This window comes from Paenibacillus sp. FSL R7-277, assembly GCF_000517965.1.
GTDB classification, from domain to species: Bacteria; Bacillota; Bacilli; order Paenibacillales; family Paenibacillaceae; genus Paenibacillus_AQ; species Paenibacillus_AQ silagei.
Map to the genome: position 1 here is coordinate 201,870 of NZ_ASPX01000115.1, position 20,164 is coordinate 222,033.

General features: G+C 53.5%; 16 protein-coding genes. 13 read left to right on the forward strand and 3 right to left on the reverse strand.

Annotation, left to right across the window (positions count from 1 at the left end; genetic code table 11):
- Position 1: 1 nt before the first annotated feature.
- Positions 2-817, reverse strand: a complete 816-nt coding sequence (locus C173_RS28785; protein WP_036731702.1) for a DUF6492 family protein — start codon at positions 815-817, stop codon at positions 2-4.
- Positions 818-1,034: 217 nt separating this feature from the next.
- Here C173_RS28785 and C173_RS28790 point away from each other — a divergent pair, with 217 nt between their 5' ends.
- The 6 genes from C173_RS28790 (at position 1,035) to C173_RS28815 (ending at position 8,209) form a co-directional block, all read left to right on the forward strand.
- Positions 1,035-1,790, forward strand: coding sequence for a YheC/YheD family protein (locus C173_RS28790; RefSeq protein ID WP_036731704.1), 756 nt, complete (start codon positions 1,035-1,037; stop codon positions 1,788-1,790).
- Between the two features lie 295 nt (positions 1,791-2,085).
- Positions 2,086-3,105, forward strand: a complete 1,020-nt coding sequence (locus C173_RS28795; protein ID WP_036731707.1) for a LacI family DNA-binding transcriptional regulator — start codon at positions 2,086-2,088, stop codon at positions 3,103-3,105.
- Between the two features lie 125 nt (positions 3,106-3,230).
- The gene (locus tag C173_RS28800) at positions 3,231-4,226 is read left to right on the forward strand and encodes an ABC transporter permease (RefSeq protein ID WP_051478573.1); all 996 of its coding nucleotides are present in this window, start codon (positions 3,231-3,233) and stop codon (positions 4,224-4,226) included.
- A 13-nt stretch (positions 4,227-4,239) separates the two neighbouring features.
- Positions 4,240-5,127 (forward strand): carbohydrate ABC transporter permease, encoded by an 888-nt coding sequence (locus C173_RS28805; protein WP_036731709.1) that lies wholly within the window; start codon positions 4,240-4,242, stop codon positions 5,125-5,127.
- Positions 5,128-5,160: 33 nt separating this feature from the next.
- Entirely contained in the window at positions 5,161-6,801 is a 1,641-nt protein-coding gene (locus C173_RS28810; RefSeq protein WP_036731712.1) for a sugar ABC transporter substrate-binding protein, read from the forward strand.
- A 61-nt stretch (positions 6,802-6,862) separates the two neighbouring features.
- Positions 6,863-8,209, forward strand: a complete 1,347-nt coding sequence (locus tag C173_RS28815; RefSeq protein WP_036731715.1) for a glycoside hydrolase family 30 protein — start codon at positions 6,863-6,865, stop codon at positions 8,207-8,209.
- Between the two features lie 220 nt (positions 8,210-8,429).
- Here the strand turns inward: C173_RS28815 and C173_RS28820 are convergent, their stop codons facing one another.
- Both C173_RS28820 and C173_RS28825 read right to left on the reverse strand, forming a co-directional pair.
- Positions 8,430-9,431, reverse strand: coding sequence for an ABC transporter substrate-binding protein (locus C173_RS28820; RefSeq protein ID WP_051478575.1), 1,002 nt, complete (start codon positions 9,429-9,431; stop codon positions 8,430-8,432).
- 380 nt (positions 9,432-9,811) lie between these two features.
- Positions 9,812-11,233: an alpha/beta hydrolase family protein gene (locus C173_RS28825; protein WP_036731717.1), complete on the reverse strand. Its 1,422-nt coding sequence runs from the start codon at positions 11,231-11,233 to the stop codon at positions 9,812-9,814.
- A 260-nt stretch (positions 11,234-11,493) separates the two neighbouring features.
- On the opposite strand from C173_RS28825, the gene C173_RS33200 reads away from it, so the two are divergent.
- The 7 genes from C173_RS33200 (at position 11,494) to C173_RS28860 (ending at position 20,138) form a co-directional block, all read left to right on the forward strand.
- Complete coding sequence (locus C173_RS33200) at positions 11,494-12,009, forward strand: hypothetical protein (RefSeq protein WP_051478579.1); 516 nt, start codon at positions 11,494-11,496, stop codon at positions 12,007-12,009.
- 257 nt (positions 12,010-12,266) lie between these two features.
- Positions 12,267-14,066 carry a sensor histidine kinase gene (locus C173_RS33205; RefSeq protein ID WP_051478581.1) on the forward strand — a complete coding sequence of 600 codons (1,800 nt, stop codon included), beginning with the start codon at positions 12,267-12,269 and terminating at the stop codon, positions 14,064-14,066.
- On the forward strand, positions 14,044-15,105 hold the full coding sequence (locus C173_RS28840; RefSeq protein ID WP_036731719.1) for a response regulator transcription factor: 1,062 nt from the start codon (positions 14,044-14,046) through the stop codon (positions 15,103-15,105). The genes C173_RS33205 and C173_RS28840 overlap by 23 nt, the downstream gene beginning before the upstream one ends.
- 132 nt (positions 15,106-15,237) lie before the next feature.
- On the forward strand, positions 15,238-16,557 hold the full coding sequence (locus C173_RS28845; protein ID WP_036731721.1) for an ABC transporter substrate-binding protein: 1,320 nt from the start codon (positions 15,238-15,240) through the stop codon (positions 16,555-16,557).
- A gap of 33 nt (positions 16,558-16,590) precedes the next feature.
- The gene (locus C173_RS28850) at positions 16,591-17,478 is read left to right on the forward strand and encodes a carbohydrate ABC transporter permease (protein WP_036731723.1); all 888 of its coding nucleotides are present in this window, start codon (positions 16,591-16,593) and stop codon (positions 17,476-17,478) included.
- Between the two features lie 11 nt (positions 17,479-17,489).
- Complete coding sequence (locus C173_RS28855) at positions 17,490-18,347, forward strand: carbohydrate ABC transporter permease (RefSeq protein WP_235192063.1); 858 nt, start codon at positions 17,490-17,492, stop codon at positions 18,345-18,347.
- 15 nt (positions 18,348-18,362) lie between these two features.
- Positions 18,363-20,138, forward strand: coding sequence for a glycoside hydrolase family 5 protein (locus C173_RS28860; RefSeq protein WP_036731725.1), 1,776 nt, complete (start codon positions 18,363-18,365; stop codon positions 20,136-20,138).
- Positions 20,139-20,164 lie beyond the last annotated feature (26 nt).

Consider the following 20,164-nt stretch of genomic DNA (forward strand, 5'->3'; position numbering starts at 1 on the left):
CTTAAGGCTTGCCCGGAGTGGAGTATCCCTTGCGCTGGTGGAAGGAGAGCGAACGGTAAGTCCCGGCGTACTTCCGGATTTGCGCCTCAGTCAGCGAGCCCGCCGGGGTCTTCAGCGCTTTATTATTGGCATTCTTGAGCAGCACAGAGGTGCGGTTTGCGCTGTATACGTAGTTGGCATAAGTCTCGAATTCGGAGAAGCCGAACTGCCGCTTCTTGTTGATCGAGTGCAGAATAGCCGCGTGCCAGGACATGCCGTGGCGGGCTGCAATTTTTCGTTTGAGACTGGCCAGCTTTGCGGACTCAAACAGCATGTAGTGGGTCACGAACGACTTGGGTGAAGGCGCAGGGGCACCGAGCAGCTTACGGTAGGTGCGGAAATACTCCGGCTGGCTCCAGTTGCGGCAATAGAAGATGCTTTTCCCGCCGGTACGGAAGCGATGGGGACGGATGAGCACCGTATCTGCATCAATGACCAGGAAATACTTCTCACGGCACACCTGATCCCCGTTCATCTTTAGCAGCTGCTGATACAGCCAGCCTGACCGGTTCCAGCGGGAAGAGGAATAGCGGATCGCTTTTTTGGTGAATGGGAGGACGGTGGTTTCATTGACAAAGACGCAAGCTTTCCGGGAGCACAGCTGTCTGATTCTACTATTCTCCGGCGAGACAATGTAGATATTGCTGATAGAGTGCTGGACATAACGGCGAAGACTATCAATCACATAAGGGAGGGTGGCGAGATCCTTTTCGATAGCAGGAATCAGGACGTCGATCGGTGGAGCGCTTGAGGTTACACTTACAGCAGCAAGGGACATAGATTCATCTCCATACATATATTGACATTTGATCGTCTTCACTAGCGTATGCCTGCTGAGCTGCTATGGAGAGGGCAATTATCCTGCACAAGTTAATCTTTCTATACGGGGCAAATGATATATTCCACGGCACCTCCGGCGGCATAGGATGCAGTGAATATGTAATTTTATGTTAAAACGGAGCGTTGGCTCCCAGCCCGGACAGGAGAGTGCATAAGTGACAGCCAAACCAATTCATTCAGGACTGAGCAAATGGTATAAGACACAACTGCTGCTTAAGAACGAGACCATTAAGGGGTTCATCCCCGATACCCGGAGATTTAACAGGCGTAATCTGGAGCAGATGATGCACGGCTATGGAATGATCTATATCAAGCCGGAACGGGGAACATATGGCATGGGGGTGATCCGCGCGGAGCGGAAGGACCGGCAGGGATATATGTATCAGTATGAGGAGACCGTGCGCCGTTTCGCTACGTTTGAGGCTTTTCATCACAGTCTGGCGACAAGAATCGGGAAGAGGAGCTATCTGCTGCAAAAAGGTATCCACCTGCTGAAGCATCACGGGCGCCGTTTCGATATCCGGGTAATGGTGCAGCTCAGTCCCAAGGGCGTATGGGAAGCTACGGGGATTATCGGGCGGCTGGGGCATCCGCGCAAAATTGTGACCAATTACCACAGCGGCGGCAAACCGACCGCAGTGGAGCATTTGCTCTCCACCCATCTGTCTGCGCAGCAGATTGTGCAGCTTAAGGGGGAAATGAACCGGCTGGGCACACGCATAGCGCGGCAACTGAAAAAGACTTATCCGCACCACCGGCAATTCGGTGTAGATGTCGGACTAGACCACTCACTGAAGCCGTGGATCATTGAAGTGAATATGAATCCCGATCCCTACATTTTTAATCAGCTGAAGGATAAATCCATGTACCGCAGAGTGATGCGTTACCGGCGTTTGGGCTTGACCAAATAATACGATATGCCAAAGGAGGGCCTGCCAAGCTGTGCAAGGCCTTTCTTCGGCATAAGGCTGTGATGTGTAACCTTACTCCGGCATAGCTAAATCCCGCTGTCTTATAGTAAAATAAGATGAATTTAATGACATAGAAGTTATTGTATGCTAGACAGAGGTGAGGCCTTGTGTCTGGCGGGCAATAATGAGCGGAAAAGGTGGCAGGACAAGCCCATGAGAAAAAGTGTTGTATTTAAAGCGGTTTCATGTTACTTTAGAGTCAATAAAAACGTTTTTATCAAAAAGGAACATTGATATGGCTAAGATAACGATCAAAGATGTCGCACGGGAAGCCGGGGTCTCCATCTCGACGGTCTCCAACGCCCTGAATGATGTGGATGTGCTGAGCCCGGAGACCAAAGCGCATATTCTGAAGGTGGCCCAGCGCCTGAATTACGTGCCAAATCTGAACGGTAAGCTGCTGAAATCGGGTACCACGAAGATGCTGGGTTTTTTCACAACAAGTGTATCCGGTCCATACTTCTACAAGCTGGTTGAATCCATGTCCCGTCAGTGCGACCGGCTGGGCTATGGCCTGAATGTATTCGTCACCAAGGACAAACAAGTCATTATGAGCAATATCCTCGGACGGCGGGTGGATGGTGTCATTATCTATGAGGAGCTGGGCATCGACGAGCAGGACATTGCCGCTATGAAGAAAGACAAGATCAAGGCGGTGTTTCTGGACCGGGTGCTGGAGGATGAAGGGATGGGCAGCATTATCTTTGATTCCTATGAATCAGGCTATGAGGCTACGAAGTATTTGATCAGCCTGGGGCATAAGCGGATTGCCTATATCTCCGGCGTGGATACGATGTTCGACAGTGTGCAGCGGAAGGAAGGCTATCTGGCCGCGCTGCGTGAATACCAGCTTCCGGTGGAGGAGGAGTTTATCCTTCAGGGGTATTTTGAGGAGGACAGCACCTATAATGCCGTGAAGTCTTACCTCCGCCTGCATCCCGCGAGAGTCCCCGACGCCTTCCTGGCCGGCAACGATATCAGTGCCATGGGCTGTATTCAAGCGCTCAAGAGCTATGGGTATGAAGTGCCGCAGGATGTCAGTGTGATGGGCTTCGATGATATTGATATCGCTCCTTATTATTCGCCGCCGCTCACGACGGTAAGGAATCAGATTGCAAGACAGGGCATGCTGGCGATCGATCATCTGGTCCGCATGATTCAAGACAAGGAGCAGGGCGCAGCACAGAAGCTGCAGGGCGAGCTGGTCGTAAGAGGCTCAAGTCATGTGAAGCTGGAGCGGAAGGACCGCAGATAGAGGGCAGCGGGTGAAACTGATTTTACAGGAGGGGGATTTTTTGCGCCAAAATAAAAACGTTTTTATTGCTTTGAGCACCAATGTGAGCACCAACTGGATATCTAAATGGAGAGGGGGACAAGAACATGAATAAAACATCAGCGTCTGCAACATCAGCTTCCATCCCGCCAGCGATTCCGCCGTCCGCCAAGAAGCCCATGGGGCAGCGGATCAATGAATTTGTAACCGATTACAAGAGGCAGTGGGAGATTCAGTCGATGGTGCTGCCGGGCATTATTTTCATGATTATTTTCTGCTACATACCGATCTACGGGCTGACGATTGCCTTCAAGAATTACACGGTCATTGATACCTTGTCCACGGCACCCTGGGTGGGTCTGGACAACTTCAGAATTATTCTGTCAGACGAATATTTCTGGGATGCTGTCATCAATACGCTGGGCATCAGCTTCCTGAAGCTTGGGATCGGGTTCATCATTCCGATTATCCTCGCCATTATGATCTACGAGCTGAACATGGGCCGCTTCAAAAAATTCGTCCAAACGATCTCCTATCTGCCGCATTTCCTGTCGTGGATCGTCCTGGGCGGGATGCTGATCACCTGGTTCTCCACCTCGGGGCTGTTCAATGAGCTGCTGCTGAATCTCGGGCTGATCTCGAAGCCTTCCAACATCCTGCTGGATGCAGGCAAGTACTGGTGGATTGCCACGTTGTCCGATATCTGGAAGGAAGCCGGCTGGGGCACCATTCTGTATCTGGCGATTATGGCCAAGATTGACCCCACCTACTACGAAGCGGCCCGGATTGATGGAGCCGGCCGGCTGCGTCAGATCTGGAATATCACCCTTCCGAACATGAAGGCGATCATCAGCCTGAATCTGATTTTGACGGTAAGCGGCCTACTCGGCTCGAATCTGGATCAGACGCTGGTCTTGATGAACTCGCAGAACCGGGAGAAAGCAGAGGTTATCAACTCTTACGTCTACCGCATGGGGATGACGCAGGGCGATTTCTCTTATGCTACGGCTGTCGGCCTCGGTGTCTCCATTGTGTCGGTAATCCTGCTGCTTATGGCCAACAAGGTCACCAGTAAATTGAACGATAATCAATCCGTGTTGTAGAGGGGGCGTTAGAGTGAATCGGAAGGTCATACGGGAAGATCTCGACAGCCGGATCTTTGATGCGGTGAATAAGGTGCTGTTGGTCTGCTTCATGGTTATTATCCTCGTTCCCCTATGGAACGTAATTATCTCCTCCCTTAGTTCGGGCAGGGCGCTTGCCGAGGGCGGATTCATCTTCTGGTCCAAAGAATTCTCGCTGGAGAATTACCGGGCGGTCTTCAATGACAGCACGATCGGTCAATCCTTCATTGTCTCGGTCGCCAAGACGTTTCTCGGGGTGATCACCCACGTGTTCTTTTGCGCAATGATCGGCTACGGTCTCAGCAAAAGATACATCCGCGGCCGCAAGCTGTATGTGGCGATGGGCGTCATCACGATGTTTTTCTCCGGCGGAATGATTCCGACGTATCTGCTTATCAAATCGCTCGGGCTGCTAAACAGCTTCTGGGTCTACATTATCCCCGCATTATTCAGTTATTACGATGTGGTGATTCTGATGAACTTTTTCCGGAACGTGCCGGATTCGCTGGAGGAGTCGGCCAAGATTGACGGCGCAGGCGACTGGCATATTTTCCTCAAAATCTTCATTCCGCTGTCCATGCCCGCGATGGCCACCATCGCCCTGTTCAATGGGGTGGGACAATGGAACGACTTCATGACCACGAAGCTGTACATTACTGATCAGGCGCTCTACCCGCTGCAGATGAAGCTGTATGAGATTATTGTGCAGTCGCAGACCCAGTCCATGCAGAATATCGGAGGCTCCGTCGTCATTGAGACCACCACCAAAGGAGTTCAGCTGGCCACCATCGTCATTACCACACTGCCGATTGTTGCGATGTATCCCATTCTTCAGCGGTACTTCATCTCGGGCATGATGCTGGGAGCGGTCAAGGAGTAGAAGAAGTTCACTACATTATAGGAGGTCAAGAAGATGATCAAGATGACTAAGGTTCTCGGCACAAAAACGCTAAAATCCGCGCTGCTCCTGATGGCGGCTATGCTGGTGGCGGCAGGCTGCAGCTCGGGCGGCGGCTCCACTAAGGCGGTAGAGGTGTCCCTGGACAACCGGTATACGGTAGACCCGGAGACTCCGGCCTGGCAGCTCGATAAGAAAGAGGAGACTACGGACTTAACCTGGTATGTGAACGCAGACTGGTGGAATACGGACTTCGGCAAGGATGTGGTCACCAAGAAGATCAAAGAGGATCTGAACATCAATATCAAGTTCATTACCGGGGACGATACGAAGCTGAATACGTTCTTCGCGGGCGGCGATATGCCGGATCTGCTGACGATCTTCGACTCCAATTCCCCGGTTGTGCAAAAGGCCTCCACCTGGGCGCTTCCGCTCAATGAGCTGGCGGAGAAGTATGACCCGTATTTCAACAAGGTGGCCGCTGCCGACACGCTGAACTGGTTCCAGCTGAAGGACGGCAAAACCTACGGTTATCCGAACTATTCCAATACACAGGCAGATTATGACAGTGGCAATATTCCGGCGAAGACGGCTTTTGTCATCCGCAAGGATGTGTATGAAGCGCTGGGTAGCCCTGACTTCGGGACCCCGGAGGCCTTCCAGAAGACAATGAATGAAATTAAGAGCAAATTCCCGGACATGATCCCCTTCGGGTTCAATGCCATCGGGGAAGGGACCGGCTCGCTCGGGGATGCGCTGCAGGATTTCATTGGCGTTCCGCTGGAGACGGAGGACGGCAAGTTCTACAACCGCAATCTGGATGAGGATTATCTGACCTGGCTGCGGACGCTGAATGCCGTGTACCAGGACGGGGCGATCAGTGATGACAGCTTCGCGGATGACGGAACTGGCTTTGAGGAAAAGGTGAAATCCGGCAAATACGCAACGATGCTGCTTGACGGTACGCCTCAGCAGGGCGGCAATCTGCAGATCTTCATGAGTGCCAATCCAGGTAAGGAGTATATGGCTGTTGACGGGCCGCAGAGCACCGTCGGACATCAGCCGACCCTCAATCAATCCGGGATTACCGGCTGGATGATCAATTACATCACCAAGAATTGCAAGGACCCGGCCAAAGCGATTCAGATCTTCACGTATCTGCTGAGCGAAGAAGGGCAGAAGCTGATGAACTACGGGATTGAAGGTGTAACTTATAAATCCAATCCCGACGGTACGGTTGAGCTGCTGCCGGAAGTGAAGGACCTGCAGCTTAATAATGCGGATAAGTTCAAGAAGGACTACCGGATGGGCGAATTCATGTTCTTCGGACATGACCGCCACAAAGCGCTGAGCAAGGACGCCTTCCCCGAGTCGATCAAGCAGATGCAGGAATGGGGTAAAGGCAAGCTGAAGCCGCATTTCATCCTGGAGAATATTAACCCCGATCAGGGGACGGCGGAAGCCCGCGGCCAGACGGCCATTAATACGAACTGGAACACCACGCTGGTCAGCATGATCCGTGCCAAGGACGAGGCAACCTTTGACAGCATTCTGGCGGAGCATAAGGCCTTCCTGGACAAGAACAACTGGAGCAAAATCGTAGAGGTCCGCAGCGAGAAGATGAAGGCCAATAAGGCCAAGCTGGGCATTAAGTAGTCAAGGCGCAAGGGAGGGCCCGTTTTGGGCCCTTTTATATAAGAAGATGGAGGGATAACACATGCGGGAAATGATCATGTACCAGTCCAGCGGAGAGAACGAGCTGTTTATAGAGCAGTCCGCAGCACAGCTGCCGCAGATTTCTGATGATGCAGTTACGGTCACCGTAGACATTGATGCGAGTAAGACCTATCAGGAGATGGATGGCTTCGGGGCTTCCTTCACCGACTCGGCCGCCTACCTGATCCATCAGGTGCTAGGTGCAGAGCAGCGGACGGAGGTAATGCGCAAGCTGTTCGATCCGCAGGCGGGGATCGGCTTGTCCTTCCTGCGTAATCCCATGGGCGCATCGGATTATGCCAGAACGGTCTACAGCTATAATGATCTGCCTGAAGGCGGGAGTGATCCGGAGTTGGCCGGATTCTCCATCGCCCACGATGAAGCAGACATCATTCCTTTGGTGCAGGAGGCACTCAGGCTTAATCCTGAGCTGAAGCTGATGGCCTCCCCCTGGAGTGCGCCGGGCTGGATGAAGACCAGCGGCTTGATGATCGCCGGGCGGCTGAAGCCGGAGCATTACGGAGTCTATGCGGATTATTTTGTTCGCTATATTCAGGCCTATGCCGCTCATAGCTTACCTATCTATGCTGTCACTGTGCAGAACGAGCCGCTCTATGAGCCGCAGCATTACCCCAGTATGCTGATGCTGCCGGAGGAGCAGCGGGAGTTCATCCGGGACTATCTGAAGCCTGCGTTCAGGCAGCACGGGCTGGCCGCCAAAATCTTCTGCTATGACCATAACTGGGACCGGCCGGATTATCCGCTGTCTGTTCTGGAGGAAGCCGGGGCAGAGGTGGACGGCGTAGCCTGGCACTGGTACGGCGGCGCGGCGTCCGCGCAGTCGGAGGTGCAGGCGGCCTACCCGGATCATGAGGTCCATTTCACCGAAGGCTCCGGCGGGGAATGGATTCCCCCGTTCGAGCAGGCCTTCTCCAATGTGATGCGCACGGGAATTGAGATTCTGCGGAATCACAGCAAATCGTTCGTGCTATGGAATATGGCCTTGGATGAACTGAACGGCCCTACGGTGCCCGGCTTCGGGGAGAGCACCTGCCGCGGGGTAGTGACGGTCAACCAGCAGACCCGGGAGCTGACGTACACTCTGGACTACTATGCACTGGCACATTTCAGCAAGGTGATCCGCCCCGGGGCATTGCGCCTGGAGTCTGCCGCCAGCCATGAGCCCGTGCGTTCCGTGGCCTTCCGCAACCGCGACGGGTCCATCGCAGTCGTCCTGTTCAACGACGGAGAGACCCCGGAGACCGTGGCTGTGCGGATGGAGGGGGAAAAATTATTGACCCTTGATATCGCCGCGAAGGGTGCGGTTTCGGTGAGGGCGGGCAGGTAAGCGGGAGTAGAAGTATAGGCTAGACGAAGACTTAGGCTGCAGGGATTTTCCCGGGCAGCCTAAGTCTTTTTTGCGATGAGTTGTAAGCGATTATCGCACGGGCGGAATGTATTCGGAAAACCGAATACAATGGGTACTCCCGAAGGTACGTGGCGAATTGTATGCTATAAACCGAATACAATTCGCCAGCGCGATTAATTTCTAATTACTGTTTACCTTTTTACTCTTTACCCTTGCTGCCAAAAATCTCAACGATCTCATCCAGCAGCCGGTCGAGGGTAATCGGGTCATCGAAGTTATATTTGCTGTCGAAGGTGTATACACGGCCTTCCTTGACGGCAGGGATCGCTTTCCATAAGCCGCTGTCCATCAGCGCGCTCTGTCTTGCAGCCGTCTTGCTGCTGGTGTCGGTAAGGATGAACATGTGCTTTCCAATATACTGTGGCAGCACCTCGTCAGAGATGGTTACGAACCGTTCGCCGGCATCGACCAGCTTCTGTACGCCTTCAGCCGGTTTGAAGCCAAGCTGTCCGTACAGGGTTTCGTTCAGCCCTTTGCCGCCCATAATGTACAGCTCGGAGCCAAGCACCAGCAGGGAGGTAGCTGTATCACCTTCAGTTAGATTGAGCTGCTTCTTCACGGAGGCAACCTTCGCCTGGTAATCGTTGAACCAGCGGTCAGCAGCTTCCGTGCGGCCGAACAAGTCAGCGAGCTGCCGGACACGCTCCTCCGTCGGGAAGGTGCCGTCCAGTCCCACGACCACGGTCGGTGCGATTTTGCTTAACGCTTCAATCCCGGTCTCATCCCAGTCGTCGAAGATAATCAGGTCCGGGGACAAGGCCAGAATCTTCTCAGCAGAGAACGGATACCCGATGTCCTCAATCCCTTCGAGCAGATCGGGGTAAGCCACCTGAGTGCCGATGACGCTTAGCGAAGCTCCCGCAGGCTTAATCCCCAGCGCCAGCAGGTCACCCGGATTACTGCCGACATAGACAATGTGCTGCGGATCAGTTGGGATTTCAACCTCTCTTTTTTTGTAATCCGTGTACAATCTTGTTGTAGCCGCATCTCCGGTTGCTACCGGACTGGCCGTAGGGGACTCAGTTGCAGCAGCCGCAGATGGGGCGGCGTTATTCGTGTTGATTGACTGGCCGCAGGCTGCCAGGATTAAGGTGAGGATCAGAAGGGTTAACGGAAGAAATATCTTTTTTGTGCTCAGCATAGGTGACGCTCCTTTATGATGAATTTTTCCATAAAAAAACCTGTTTCCGCAGACAAATGGACACCAGTGCACTTATGTACCTTATGTATGGAAATTAACAGGTAAATGCCTGCTGGAGAGGCAATAAAGAATCTATTCTAGATAATGATTATCATTATCATTTAATTATAATAGAGAGGAATAAGATAGTTGTCAATCCTCAATAGTACTGATTAACAGCCACCGCGTACAATCGGCTTACAACACAAAGATGCCTCTACAGCATCCATATGATGCAGAGGCGTCCTTTTATATAGTGTACCTATGAGTACCGGATGCGGATACTGATCTTTCTTATATTCATTCGGAAGGCTAATTTAGTAGGAAGTATGCCAAGGAGATTAAGGCCTAACCACCTCATCATACCCGGCAGCCCCAGGATCATCTGGATCATAAGGGATTCCCTTCAAATGCTCGTTGAAGAAATCCAGTACCAGCCGGTTTACAATTTCGTTGCTTCGCGCACTATGAATGCTGCCCGTCATTCCGGTATATTTTAGCAGGCTTGAATAGAACTGCAGATCAGTAAAGTTGTAGTGTGCAGTGCCTTTGATATAGAGCCGGCCGCCCCCGTTCAGCGAGACATTATTCATTATTTTTTCCTCGGCATCGATGTCAGGATCTGTATTCTGCTTCTTCACGTTATAGTATTCCTCTGACTCTATGAACAAGAACGGTTTGCTCATTTTCGGCCCGGTAAGGGTATACAAGGATCCATCCATGTCTATCCCGGCCTTCATTGCTGGAACCGAGAACATCGCCTCGTACGCAGCCGCTCCCCCGAAGGAGTGACCTATCACCCCGATTTGTTCTGCATTTATGTAATCTGCGAATTGCTGCTTCAGTTGGCCGAGGACAAAGCGGTTATCGCCGTTCCATATGTTGCCCAGCTGGGTGCCGGTTCCTGTGAAATTATCGGCGCTTAAAGAGTCATTAAACCCGGTAACTGTGCCGTTTGGAAACAAGGTCGCTGTTGAACTGTAGGTATGATCTACGGCTGCTACAATATAACCGTTTGATGCCAGATTCTCTGCAAGCGAGGTATGCAGAAGGCTGGAGGAACCGAGGCCATGATTGATCAGGATCAGCGGATAAGGTCCTTCAGAGCGAAGCCAGTCCGCATCAGGATAAGCATTCGTATGAATGTAACGCCAATAATCCAGGGCGAAGGAGGGGACTCTCAATGATCCGGCAAAAGCGGACATCAGCTTCCGGTTGCTTTGACGGTCACCAGGGAGCCAGGGAGCAGTGTGCATCCCGTGCTTCACAGCGGCTGGATACCAGACATAAACCATCAGCTCTCTTGAATCCCCCGGATCTGGCGTCTGAGGTTCTGGCCGGCTGCTGTCGGTGAGATGAAGAGTCTGCACACCAACGGCATAGGGCCCTTCCGGAGCGGGAAGCTCCACAACCGGGAGAATGGAAGACAGCACTGCCGAGCCGATCACCATGAGTAGACCTGCAGCTACAGAGCAGCGTTTCAGCAAGCGGAAAATAGATGTTCCGGAGGTTTTTCCACTAGACAACGGTTCCTGCGAACGGCCTCTAATGATTTTGGAAATGCGGATGAACATGCCAAGAAGTACAATTACATACACGCCCGCCATTTGCCAACGGTACCCTTCGAACCAGAGCTGTGCAGCACATAATGTAATACTAACCGCAGTTAATCCCATTTGTACCTTGAGAGGTAATTTGCGAAACACAAAGCTTAGCATAAATAATAGGGTTGACACGGTTAATATAATCTCTAATACTCTCATAATATAGCTCCTATCATTACACTCATAATAAGACCGTACGTTTCTTACATTCAGCCTATCTAAAAGCATAATAAAAATGTAGTACGCCAACTTACGTTCTAACGGTTACTTCTCTAGTTTAACATGGAGGAGCTGGCAGATTCTAATACAGTAGATTTCCGATCAGATATAGCCAAATAGAATCATCGGCAAAGAGGCACGGACGGCTATAAAATGATAGAATAATAGTCATAGTCTTAAATACAGGGAGTGAATTTCTTATGAAAAAGATTGCTGCCGGAGTCATCGCCGGAGCGATATTGATGATGGGGGCGCAGGCGCTGGGCGCTTCTGCAACACTAGTAGGAAAGGCTATTCAGGCGGAGTATAGCGTGAAGGTGTACGGGAAGAAGCTGGCCGATCCGGCCATCGTAATTGACGGCAAAAGCTATGCGCCCGTTCGCGCAATCGGAGAATTAGCCGGGTTCAAAGTTACTGTAGAGGGCAAAACGATCAGCCTGGTGGAGAAGACGGGGACGGATTTTTTCTCATCCAGCGATAGAATTCCAACTGCGACTCCTGTGCCGGTTGCAACGCCGGATCCTGCTTTGACCTTGACCAAGAGCAAGCTGGAAGTTATAGACGCTAAAATTGATATTGCAGTCAACAATATTCTGACGACCAGCAGCGAGCTGAAATCAAATCCCGGCAGCGCCGAGCTGAAGCTGAAGCTTGAGCAACACAAAGCGGAATACGCAGACCTGCTGAAGCAGAAGGATCTGGAGCTGCAGAAATAAACGGAAGCCGAGTGTCAGAAAAGAAGCAGGAACAGGGTGCCAAACAGCCGTGAAGGAAGTTGATCATGGCCGGAGGGTACCCTTTTTGACGTGGATGGGCTTAAGAACAGACCGTGCAGCGTAGCGGAATGAAGCCTGATACTTCACAGAAATTCTGATCCGACGGCAATATTCTCAGCACTGTATTGTCTGTCCAGATCCCGCATGCTATATTTTGACGGTAAAAGGAATCCAGCTTCGCGGAAAGGAAGCAGCCTATGATGAAGGGGACCAGTCTCCGAATCCGGCTCCTGGTCATTATGATGTGCCTGACCACATTGCCGGTGCTCACTGTCACTACCATTGCCACCTACAACACGCGGCAATCCGTTGAGAAGGAAATGATCAATGCGAATGATTCCCGGATGCAGTGGGCCGACCAGTATCTGGAGGAGCTGATCGAACAGCTGGATACCCTGTTCTACACCCTGCAGATTAATCCGCAGCTTATGGCCGGACTTACGGATACAGACAGTCCGGACGCCGGTAACCAGTACCGCTCGCTGAACAATATCCGTGAAGCCATAACCTCGCAATTCTATACTAACTCCCGGAAGGTAGATGAGCTGACGCTATACATGCACGAGAAGCTGAAAGCCATTTCCGTTGACTTTGTCAATAGTGGAAGCGTTTCCCCGCTTAATATACACACGGGTCCCTGGAGCCGGCTGTCGCGTGAGCCAGTCAATATGTATTTCAAACAGAATGGCAGCGGGATCTACGCGTATCACGGAATCAACAGGTTTGAGGATCACCGGTTACTCGGAGGCATAGGAGTGCGGATTAATACAGAGGTATGGGAAGAGGTCAGCCATATTCTCCAGTCCGAGGCCGAGAGCTCGGTCTTCCTGCTGAATGATGAAGGGGAGCTGCTCTCAGGTTCGACGATGTCCGAGAGCTCCGGTGATATCGGCAGGCGGCTGCAGGAGCTGAATATCTCTGAGCATGGACTGGAATTCCGGCAGAAGGACGGTTACTTCTTCTTCATGAAGACAGTGGCGGATGGCCAGCTCACCCTTGTGAAGGCCATACCGTTGACTACTGTCGCCAGCAGCGCAAGGCCTACGATTGCTGCCGGATTCCTGACCGGCGGGTTATTCGTCATCGCCTCTATTCTGCTGTCCATCCTGTTCTCGCTGCGGATTACCCGCCCCATTGTCGGTCTGGCGATGTCGATGCGCAAGGCGCATGTCAGCAACTTCGAACAGCATTCTGTGCAGAGCCGCGATGAGATCGGGCTGCTGGAACGCGGCTACAACTCGATGATGGAGCGGATCAGGGAGCTGATTGAGGTAGAGTACCGCCAGGAAATTGAGGTCAAGAATGCCCAGCTGCTTGCCCTTCAGGCGCAGATCAATCCGCATTTCCTGAATAACACGCTTCAGCTGATCGGGGGGATGGCACTGTCGAGGAATGCTGATGATATCTATAGCATTACCCGGGTGATTGGCGATCTGCTGCGGTATTCCATCAGCCATGAAGGCGGGCTGGTGAAGCTGGAGGAAGAGCTTAAGCATGTGCGCAATTATGTATTCATTCAGGAGAACCGTTTCCTCGGACGCTGCACCGTAGTGATGGAGGCGGATGAGTTCTCCCGGTTCAGCCTGCTGCCGCGATTTACGCTGCAGCCGTTGGTGGAGAATGCCTTTGAGCATGGCCTGCAGCCGCAGCGGGGACCCTGGAAGCTGATCATCCGGATCAGGACCATCGGCAGCCGCACCGTGTTCATGGTGAAGGACGAAGGGGTCGGCATGGCGCCGGAGCGGCTCGGGGAGATCCGTGCTGCGCTTAGGGGCAATGTCACCATGGCGGCCGATCCCGCGCCACAGGCCGGGGAACCTCCGAAGCGGAGAATGGGGATCGGACTGAGCAATGTCCATTCGCGGCTTGTGCTGCAATTTGGAGAGAAGTATGGAATGAGCATATACAGCAAGGCCGGAGCGGGAACAATGGTTGTGATCCGGTGGCCTGCGGCCGCAGAGGGGGATGAACGAAATGCTGAAGGTACTGATTATTGACGATGAGCCCTGGTCCAGACAGGTGGTGAAATCGCTGGGGGCCTGGGAGGAGCACGGAATGCAGGTGATCGGCGAGGCGGAGGACGGAATAGAAGGGCTTGAGCTGATCGAGGCATTGCATCCCGGGCTTGTCATCACCGATATGCGGATGCCCGGACTGGACGGGGTGGAGCTGCTGGAGAGGCTGAACCGCCAGTACCCGGAGGTACAGATTATTGTAATGAGCGGGTATGACGACTTCGTCTATCTCAAGCAGGCCATCCGCTCGAAGGCGGCTGAATATTTGCTGAAGCCTGTGGACCGGACGGAGCTGAATCATGTTCTCTCAGCATGCGCGAAGGAACGGGAACGGCAGCGCTTAACCGGGTCGCCCTTAATGCTCATGGAACAATCGCTGATGGAGCATTATCTCGCCTACCGCCAGCGGATCTATGACCAGCTGCTGGCGCTGAACAAGCCGGCAGTGAGGGAGGAGCTGGAGAAGCTGGGACGGGAGCTGGAACACTCGGTGCCGCAGCATCAGCTGGAAGCGATGCTTGAGCGGACCTCCCGTGATCTGCTGCTGCTAGCAGGGGAAGCTGCGAAGACCAGCGGGATGGACCCGGGAGCTGATGCGGGAACGACAGATAAGCCGTGGCCGTCGGTCCAGGCCATGGTGACGGGGCTGGCAGCTCACTTCACAGAGCTCGTCAACACGGCTCTGGAGCAGCGCAGGAACCGCATCAGGCTGGATATGGCGGAGGTTGAGGCTTATATCCGCGGCCACTTTCATGAGCCGCTGTCTCTGGAAGGAATCGCGGCGCATTTCCTGGTGACGAAGGAGCATCTGAGCCGAGCCTTCAAGGCTGCAACCGGTGACACTGTAATCGAGCATATCACCTCCTTGCGGATGGAACGGGCCAGGGAGCTGATTGCTGCGCGTGATCTGCCGATCAAGGATGCCGCCGCACTCTGCGGTTATGAGGATCTGGCGTACTTCTACCGTGTCTTCAAGAAGCACTTCGGCATCCCTCCCGGTGAGCTGCGGAGCGAGAAGTGAATTTTGCGGATGATAAATAAAAATGAAAGCGTATCAATATAATACAACTCCCGATGTTAATATCCTCAAAAGACGCTGCCCCTTATATCCCCTACACTAAAGAGGCAAAGATAACAGAAGGGGGTAACAGAGATGAAGAAAGCGCTTAATACGGCAATGACACTGATGCTTGTTCTGGGAATTGTATCGGGGTGCAGCTCCGGCTCGAATGGAAATACGGCAAGTGACAGCCCGAGTTCCACTCCGGCGGAGAGTGCGGCAGCGGCGACAGAAGGACCGGCCCGGCAAGTCGAGCTGAAGGTATTTATGAGCTTCCCGCGCTTTAAGGATCAGTTCGATAAGTACTTCGAGCAATTCAAGGCCAAGGAGCTGGCGGAGAAAAATATTGATGTCACCGTGAAGCTGGAGATGCCGAACCCGGATCAGGCCAAGCAGATTCTGGAGACCCGCATGGCTTCCAATGATGCGCCGGATGTATTCACCCTCCATGCCATTGCGGATGTGCCCCGGTATTACAAGGCCGGCTATCTGAGCGATCTGTCAGATCAGGCTTTCGTACCGAAGCTGTATGACAGTGTCCGGGATACCGTTACCTATGACAGCAAGGTTGTGGCCCTGCCGCTGGAAAGCCTGTCCTGGGGGTATCTGTACAACAAGCAGATCTTCAGCAAGCTCGGCATTCAGCCGCCGCAGACGCTGGATGAGATGAAGGCGGCGATTGACAAGCTGGATGCGGCCGGGATTAAGCCGTTCGAGCTGAGCTTTCAGGAATCGTGGATTCCGCAGCTGATGATGGCGCTGTCTCTTGGGGGCATCGTCTCCTCCGAGCATCCGGACTGGGTGGAGAAAATGAACAAAGGCGAAGCCTCCTACGCGGATGTGAAGGATGTCTTCAACATAATTGATCTGATTATGGCTAACGGCACGGATAAACCGTTTGAGGTGGGCAGTGCGGCCGGCTCTACAGATTTTGCAAACGGCAAAGCAGCGATGTGGGTGCAGGGACCCTGGCAGGCGGAATCCATCCTGAAGGCTAATCCTGACATGGAATTTGGTGTAGCTCCGCTTCCTGTAAGCAATGATCCTGCTGCTACACAGATTAATCTGGCGACCTCCACCTCACTGGCCGTATCCCCTAACAGCAAGAACAAGGAAGTGGCGCTGGATCTGGTGAATTATGTGCTTGATGACAAGGATTCTTCGGCGCTGTTCGAGGAACTGAAATTTAATCCGGTAGCGAAGCAGCATACCTACAATACCTACCCGTGGGTAACCGAGGCCAGCTCCTATGTCTCTGAAGGCAAGGCTTATCTGGATCTGTCGCTCCCGAATGGTGTAACCGATGAGACAGCTAAGCTGCTGCAGAGCTACTACACCCAGGGGGTAACCCAGGATGAATTCATCAAGACACTCGACAAGACCTGGGCTAATGCGGTAAAAGCAGGCAATTAAGGGATTCCCAGAAACAGCATAGGAGTGATAGAGATGAGTGGAAGCCGTGCAAGAAGACGTTCCTTCATCCTGCTGGCCTTCGTGTTTCCCGCGCTGCTGTTCTACGCCGTATTCATGCTCGCTCCCGCCTTCGGCGGGGCATGGTACAGCTTCACGGACTGGAACGGACTGAATCCCGCCTACCATCTGGTGGGATTCTCCAATTATATCGAAGCGCTGACGGATGATGCCTTTTTCATTGATTCAGTCTGGTTTACCCTGAAATTTGTAGTCGTTATGGTTGTAATGCAGAATGTGCTGGCGGTCCTGCTGGCGGTCCTGATCGAATCACGCAGCCGGAGCAAGGCCTGGTTCCGGACGATCTTCTTCATGCCTAACATGATCAGCATGATTATCGGCGGCTTCATGTGGCTGTTCATCTTCACCAAAGCTTTGCCTTATATCGCTGAGCATGCAGGACTCGCCTTTCTGGACCAGTCGTGGATCGGCGATCCGAAATATTCTTTTCTGGCGATTGTCATTGTCTCCCTGTGGGGCGGCGTTGGCTATCTGATGGTGATCTATATTGCAGCGCTGCAAGGGGTGCCGGATGCGCTCAAGGAGGCGGCCGCAATCGATGGTGCGAACAGCTGGCAGACCTTCCGCAGCATCACGCTGCCCATGGTCTATCCTGCGGTAACGATTGGAATATTCGTGACGCTGAACAGCTCCTTCAAGGCATTTGATGCCGTGTTCGCGCTCACGGGGGGCGGGCCGGGGCGGGCGACGCAGGTCATGGCCCTGAATATTTTTGAGGAAGCGTTCAAGATGAGCAGCCGTTACGGCTACGCCAGTGCCAAGGCCATGATCCTGTTCCTGGCGGTTCTGGTGATCACGCTGATCCAGCTGAGCCTCATGAAACGAAGAGAGGTGGAGGCATGAGCACAGTCCGGGTGAATTCCACATTTAAGCCGGGTACGGGGGCACGGCGCAGAATCTCTTCGGTAATCGTTATTCTGATCCTGCTGGCCGGGGCATTAATTACGCTCTTTCCGATCTATATGGGCGTGCTGAACTCTCTGAAGACGGAAGGGGATATGATGAACAATATTCTCGCCGTTCCGCGGCAGCTGGAATTCGGCAATTACAGCGATGCTTTTGAGAAAACCAATTTCCTGCGCAGTCTAGGCAACACTGTGGCGGTCGCGGGTACCGGCCTTACCGGCATCATTCTCTTCTCATCCATGGCCGGCTACAAGCTGTCCAGAACACCCGGCAGACTGAGCACCTTCCTGTTCAACCTGTTCGTCCTGTCGATGCTGATTCCGTTTCATTCCATTATGATCTCGCTGAACCGGATCTCCATGAAGCTGGCGGTGCAGGGCTCAACGTTCGGCCTCGGCCTGATCTATATCGGACTTGGGGTGTCGATGGCGATCTTCCTGTACCACGGGTTCGTCAAATCGATCCCCCGGGATCTGGATGAAGCGGCGGTGATCGACGGGTGCGGGGAGCTCAGGCTGTTCACGACGATTATTTTTCCGCTTCTGCTGCCGATTACGACAACTGTAGCGATTCTCAATCTCCTGTGGATGTGGAATGACTTCCTGCTGCCGCTCTTGATGCTCACGGATGCCGATCAATATACACTGCTGCTGTCCACCAATATGCTGTTCGGGCAGTACGGCAATAATGACTGGTCGGCGATTCTGTCTTCGCTTGTGCTGACCATGCTGCCCGTTGTTGTGCTATATCTGCTGCTGCAAAAATATATTCTGAATGGCATCGCTGATGGCGCCGTCAAAGGGTGATAGGAGGAAATACAGATGATTCACCGGGAAGAGAATGAAGTAAACGGATTTCTATACGCGGACGGACACCGGATCCGAAACGGGGAAGGGCGCGAGCTGCTGCTGCGGGGTGTAGGGCTTGGGAGCTGGCTGCTTCCGGAAGGCTACATGTGGCGTTTCCCGGAGCAGGGAGACCGTCCGCGCCGGATCGAGGCGATGATTACAGAGCTGATCGGTCCGGAGGACGCGGAGGTGTTCTGGGAGACCTACTATGACCGTTACGTGGCCGAAGCGGATATCGCGCGGATTGCGGAAGAAGGCTTCAACTCCGTGCGGATTCCGATCAATGCGCGGTATATCCTGCGGGGAGAAGAGGACGGGTCAAGCTGGCACGAGGAGCATCTCCAGCGGCTGGACCGGGTTATCGGCTGGTGCAGGGATTATAGAATCTATGCGATTCTGGATCTGCACGGAGCACCAGGTGGCCAGACCGGGGCGAATATCGACGACTCTGTACAGGATCTGCCGGAGCTGTTCACGGATGAGCACAACAAGCAGCTGACGGTCGCCATCTGGCAGATGCTCGCGGAGCGGTACAAGGACGAATGGATCGTGGCAGGCTACGACCTGCTGAACGAGCCGCTGCCGGAGTGGTTCGCTGAGTATAACGATCAGGTGATGCCGCTGTACCGCGAGATTATTGCAGCCATTAGGGAAGTGGATGCCCGGCATATGATTATTCTCGAAGGTGTGCACTGGGCGACGGACTGGTCGATCTTCGAGGGGGTGCCGGGCAATGAACTGCCGGACCAGAATCTGATGCTGCAGTTTCATAAGTACTGGAACAACCCTGATACCGAGAGCATTCAGAAGTATCTGGACGCTAGAGAGCAGTTGAATGTTCCGCTGTTCATGGGGGAGGGCGGAGAGAACAACAAGGACTGGTACGCCGGTGCATTCCGGTTGTTTGAGGATCACGGAATCTCCTGGAACTTTTGGACCTGGAAAAAGCTCGATACGGATAATTCGCCCTGCTCCATCGTCCTTCCGCAAGGCTGGCACAAGCTGGTCAGTTATCTGGAGGGAGGCGCGAAGCCGGAGCGCGTGGAGGCTCAGGTGATACTGGACGAATATTTGCTCAATCTGAGCCTGGTTAACTGTGTGTACCATGCAGATGTTGTCTGCTCTTTGTTGCGGCGGCTACCGGTGCGGATTCCCGCTATTTTTTATGGTTACAAGGGGAGCGGTGTCAGCTTCGGGCGCGCTCCCGGCAGGCAGGCGGCGGCAGGTATCAGCTACCGTGAAGGGGACGGCATGGATTTCCGCTTCGTGGAGGGAAATCGTACGGCCCCCAATTTCCAGCATGGACGCGGCGAAGCCTGGCAGCCTGAGGAGAGGCTTAGCGTGGAGCTGGCGGAGGGGGACTGGGTGGCGTATACCTTCACTGTTCGGGATTCGGAGCGGCTGAGTCCGCAGGAGTGGGAGGGACCCCAGCACTGGCGGGAGTCGCAGAAGCCGGAGGGACCGAAGGATTGTCGGGAGTCGCAGGGCTCGAAGGGACCGAAGGATTGGCGAGAGTCGCGGGGCTCGCAGGACTCGCTGGCTCTGGAGTTGCGGGTGCTGATGTGCGGGCCGGAGAGTGAGCTGCTGGTGAAGCTGGACGGTCAGGAGATCGGCCGGGTGAACGGCTGCGGGCAGGATTGGCAGACGAGGCGGATCGTAAGCGGCGGACGGCTGGAGGCAGGAAGCCATGAGCTGACGGTCAGCACTGCGGCTGGCTCTGCGGCTATCGAATGGCTGGATTTGCGGTAGTGCGAATATGCAACAGACACGATTGG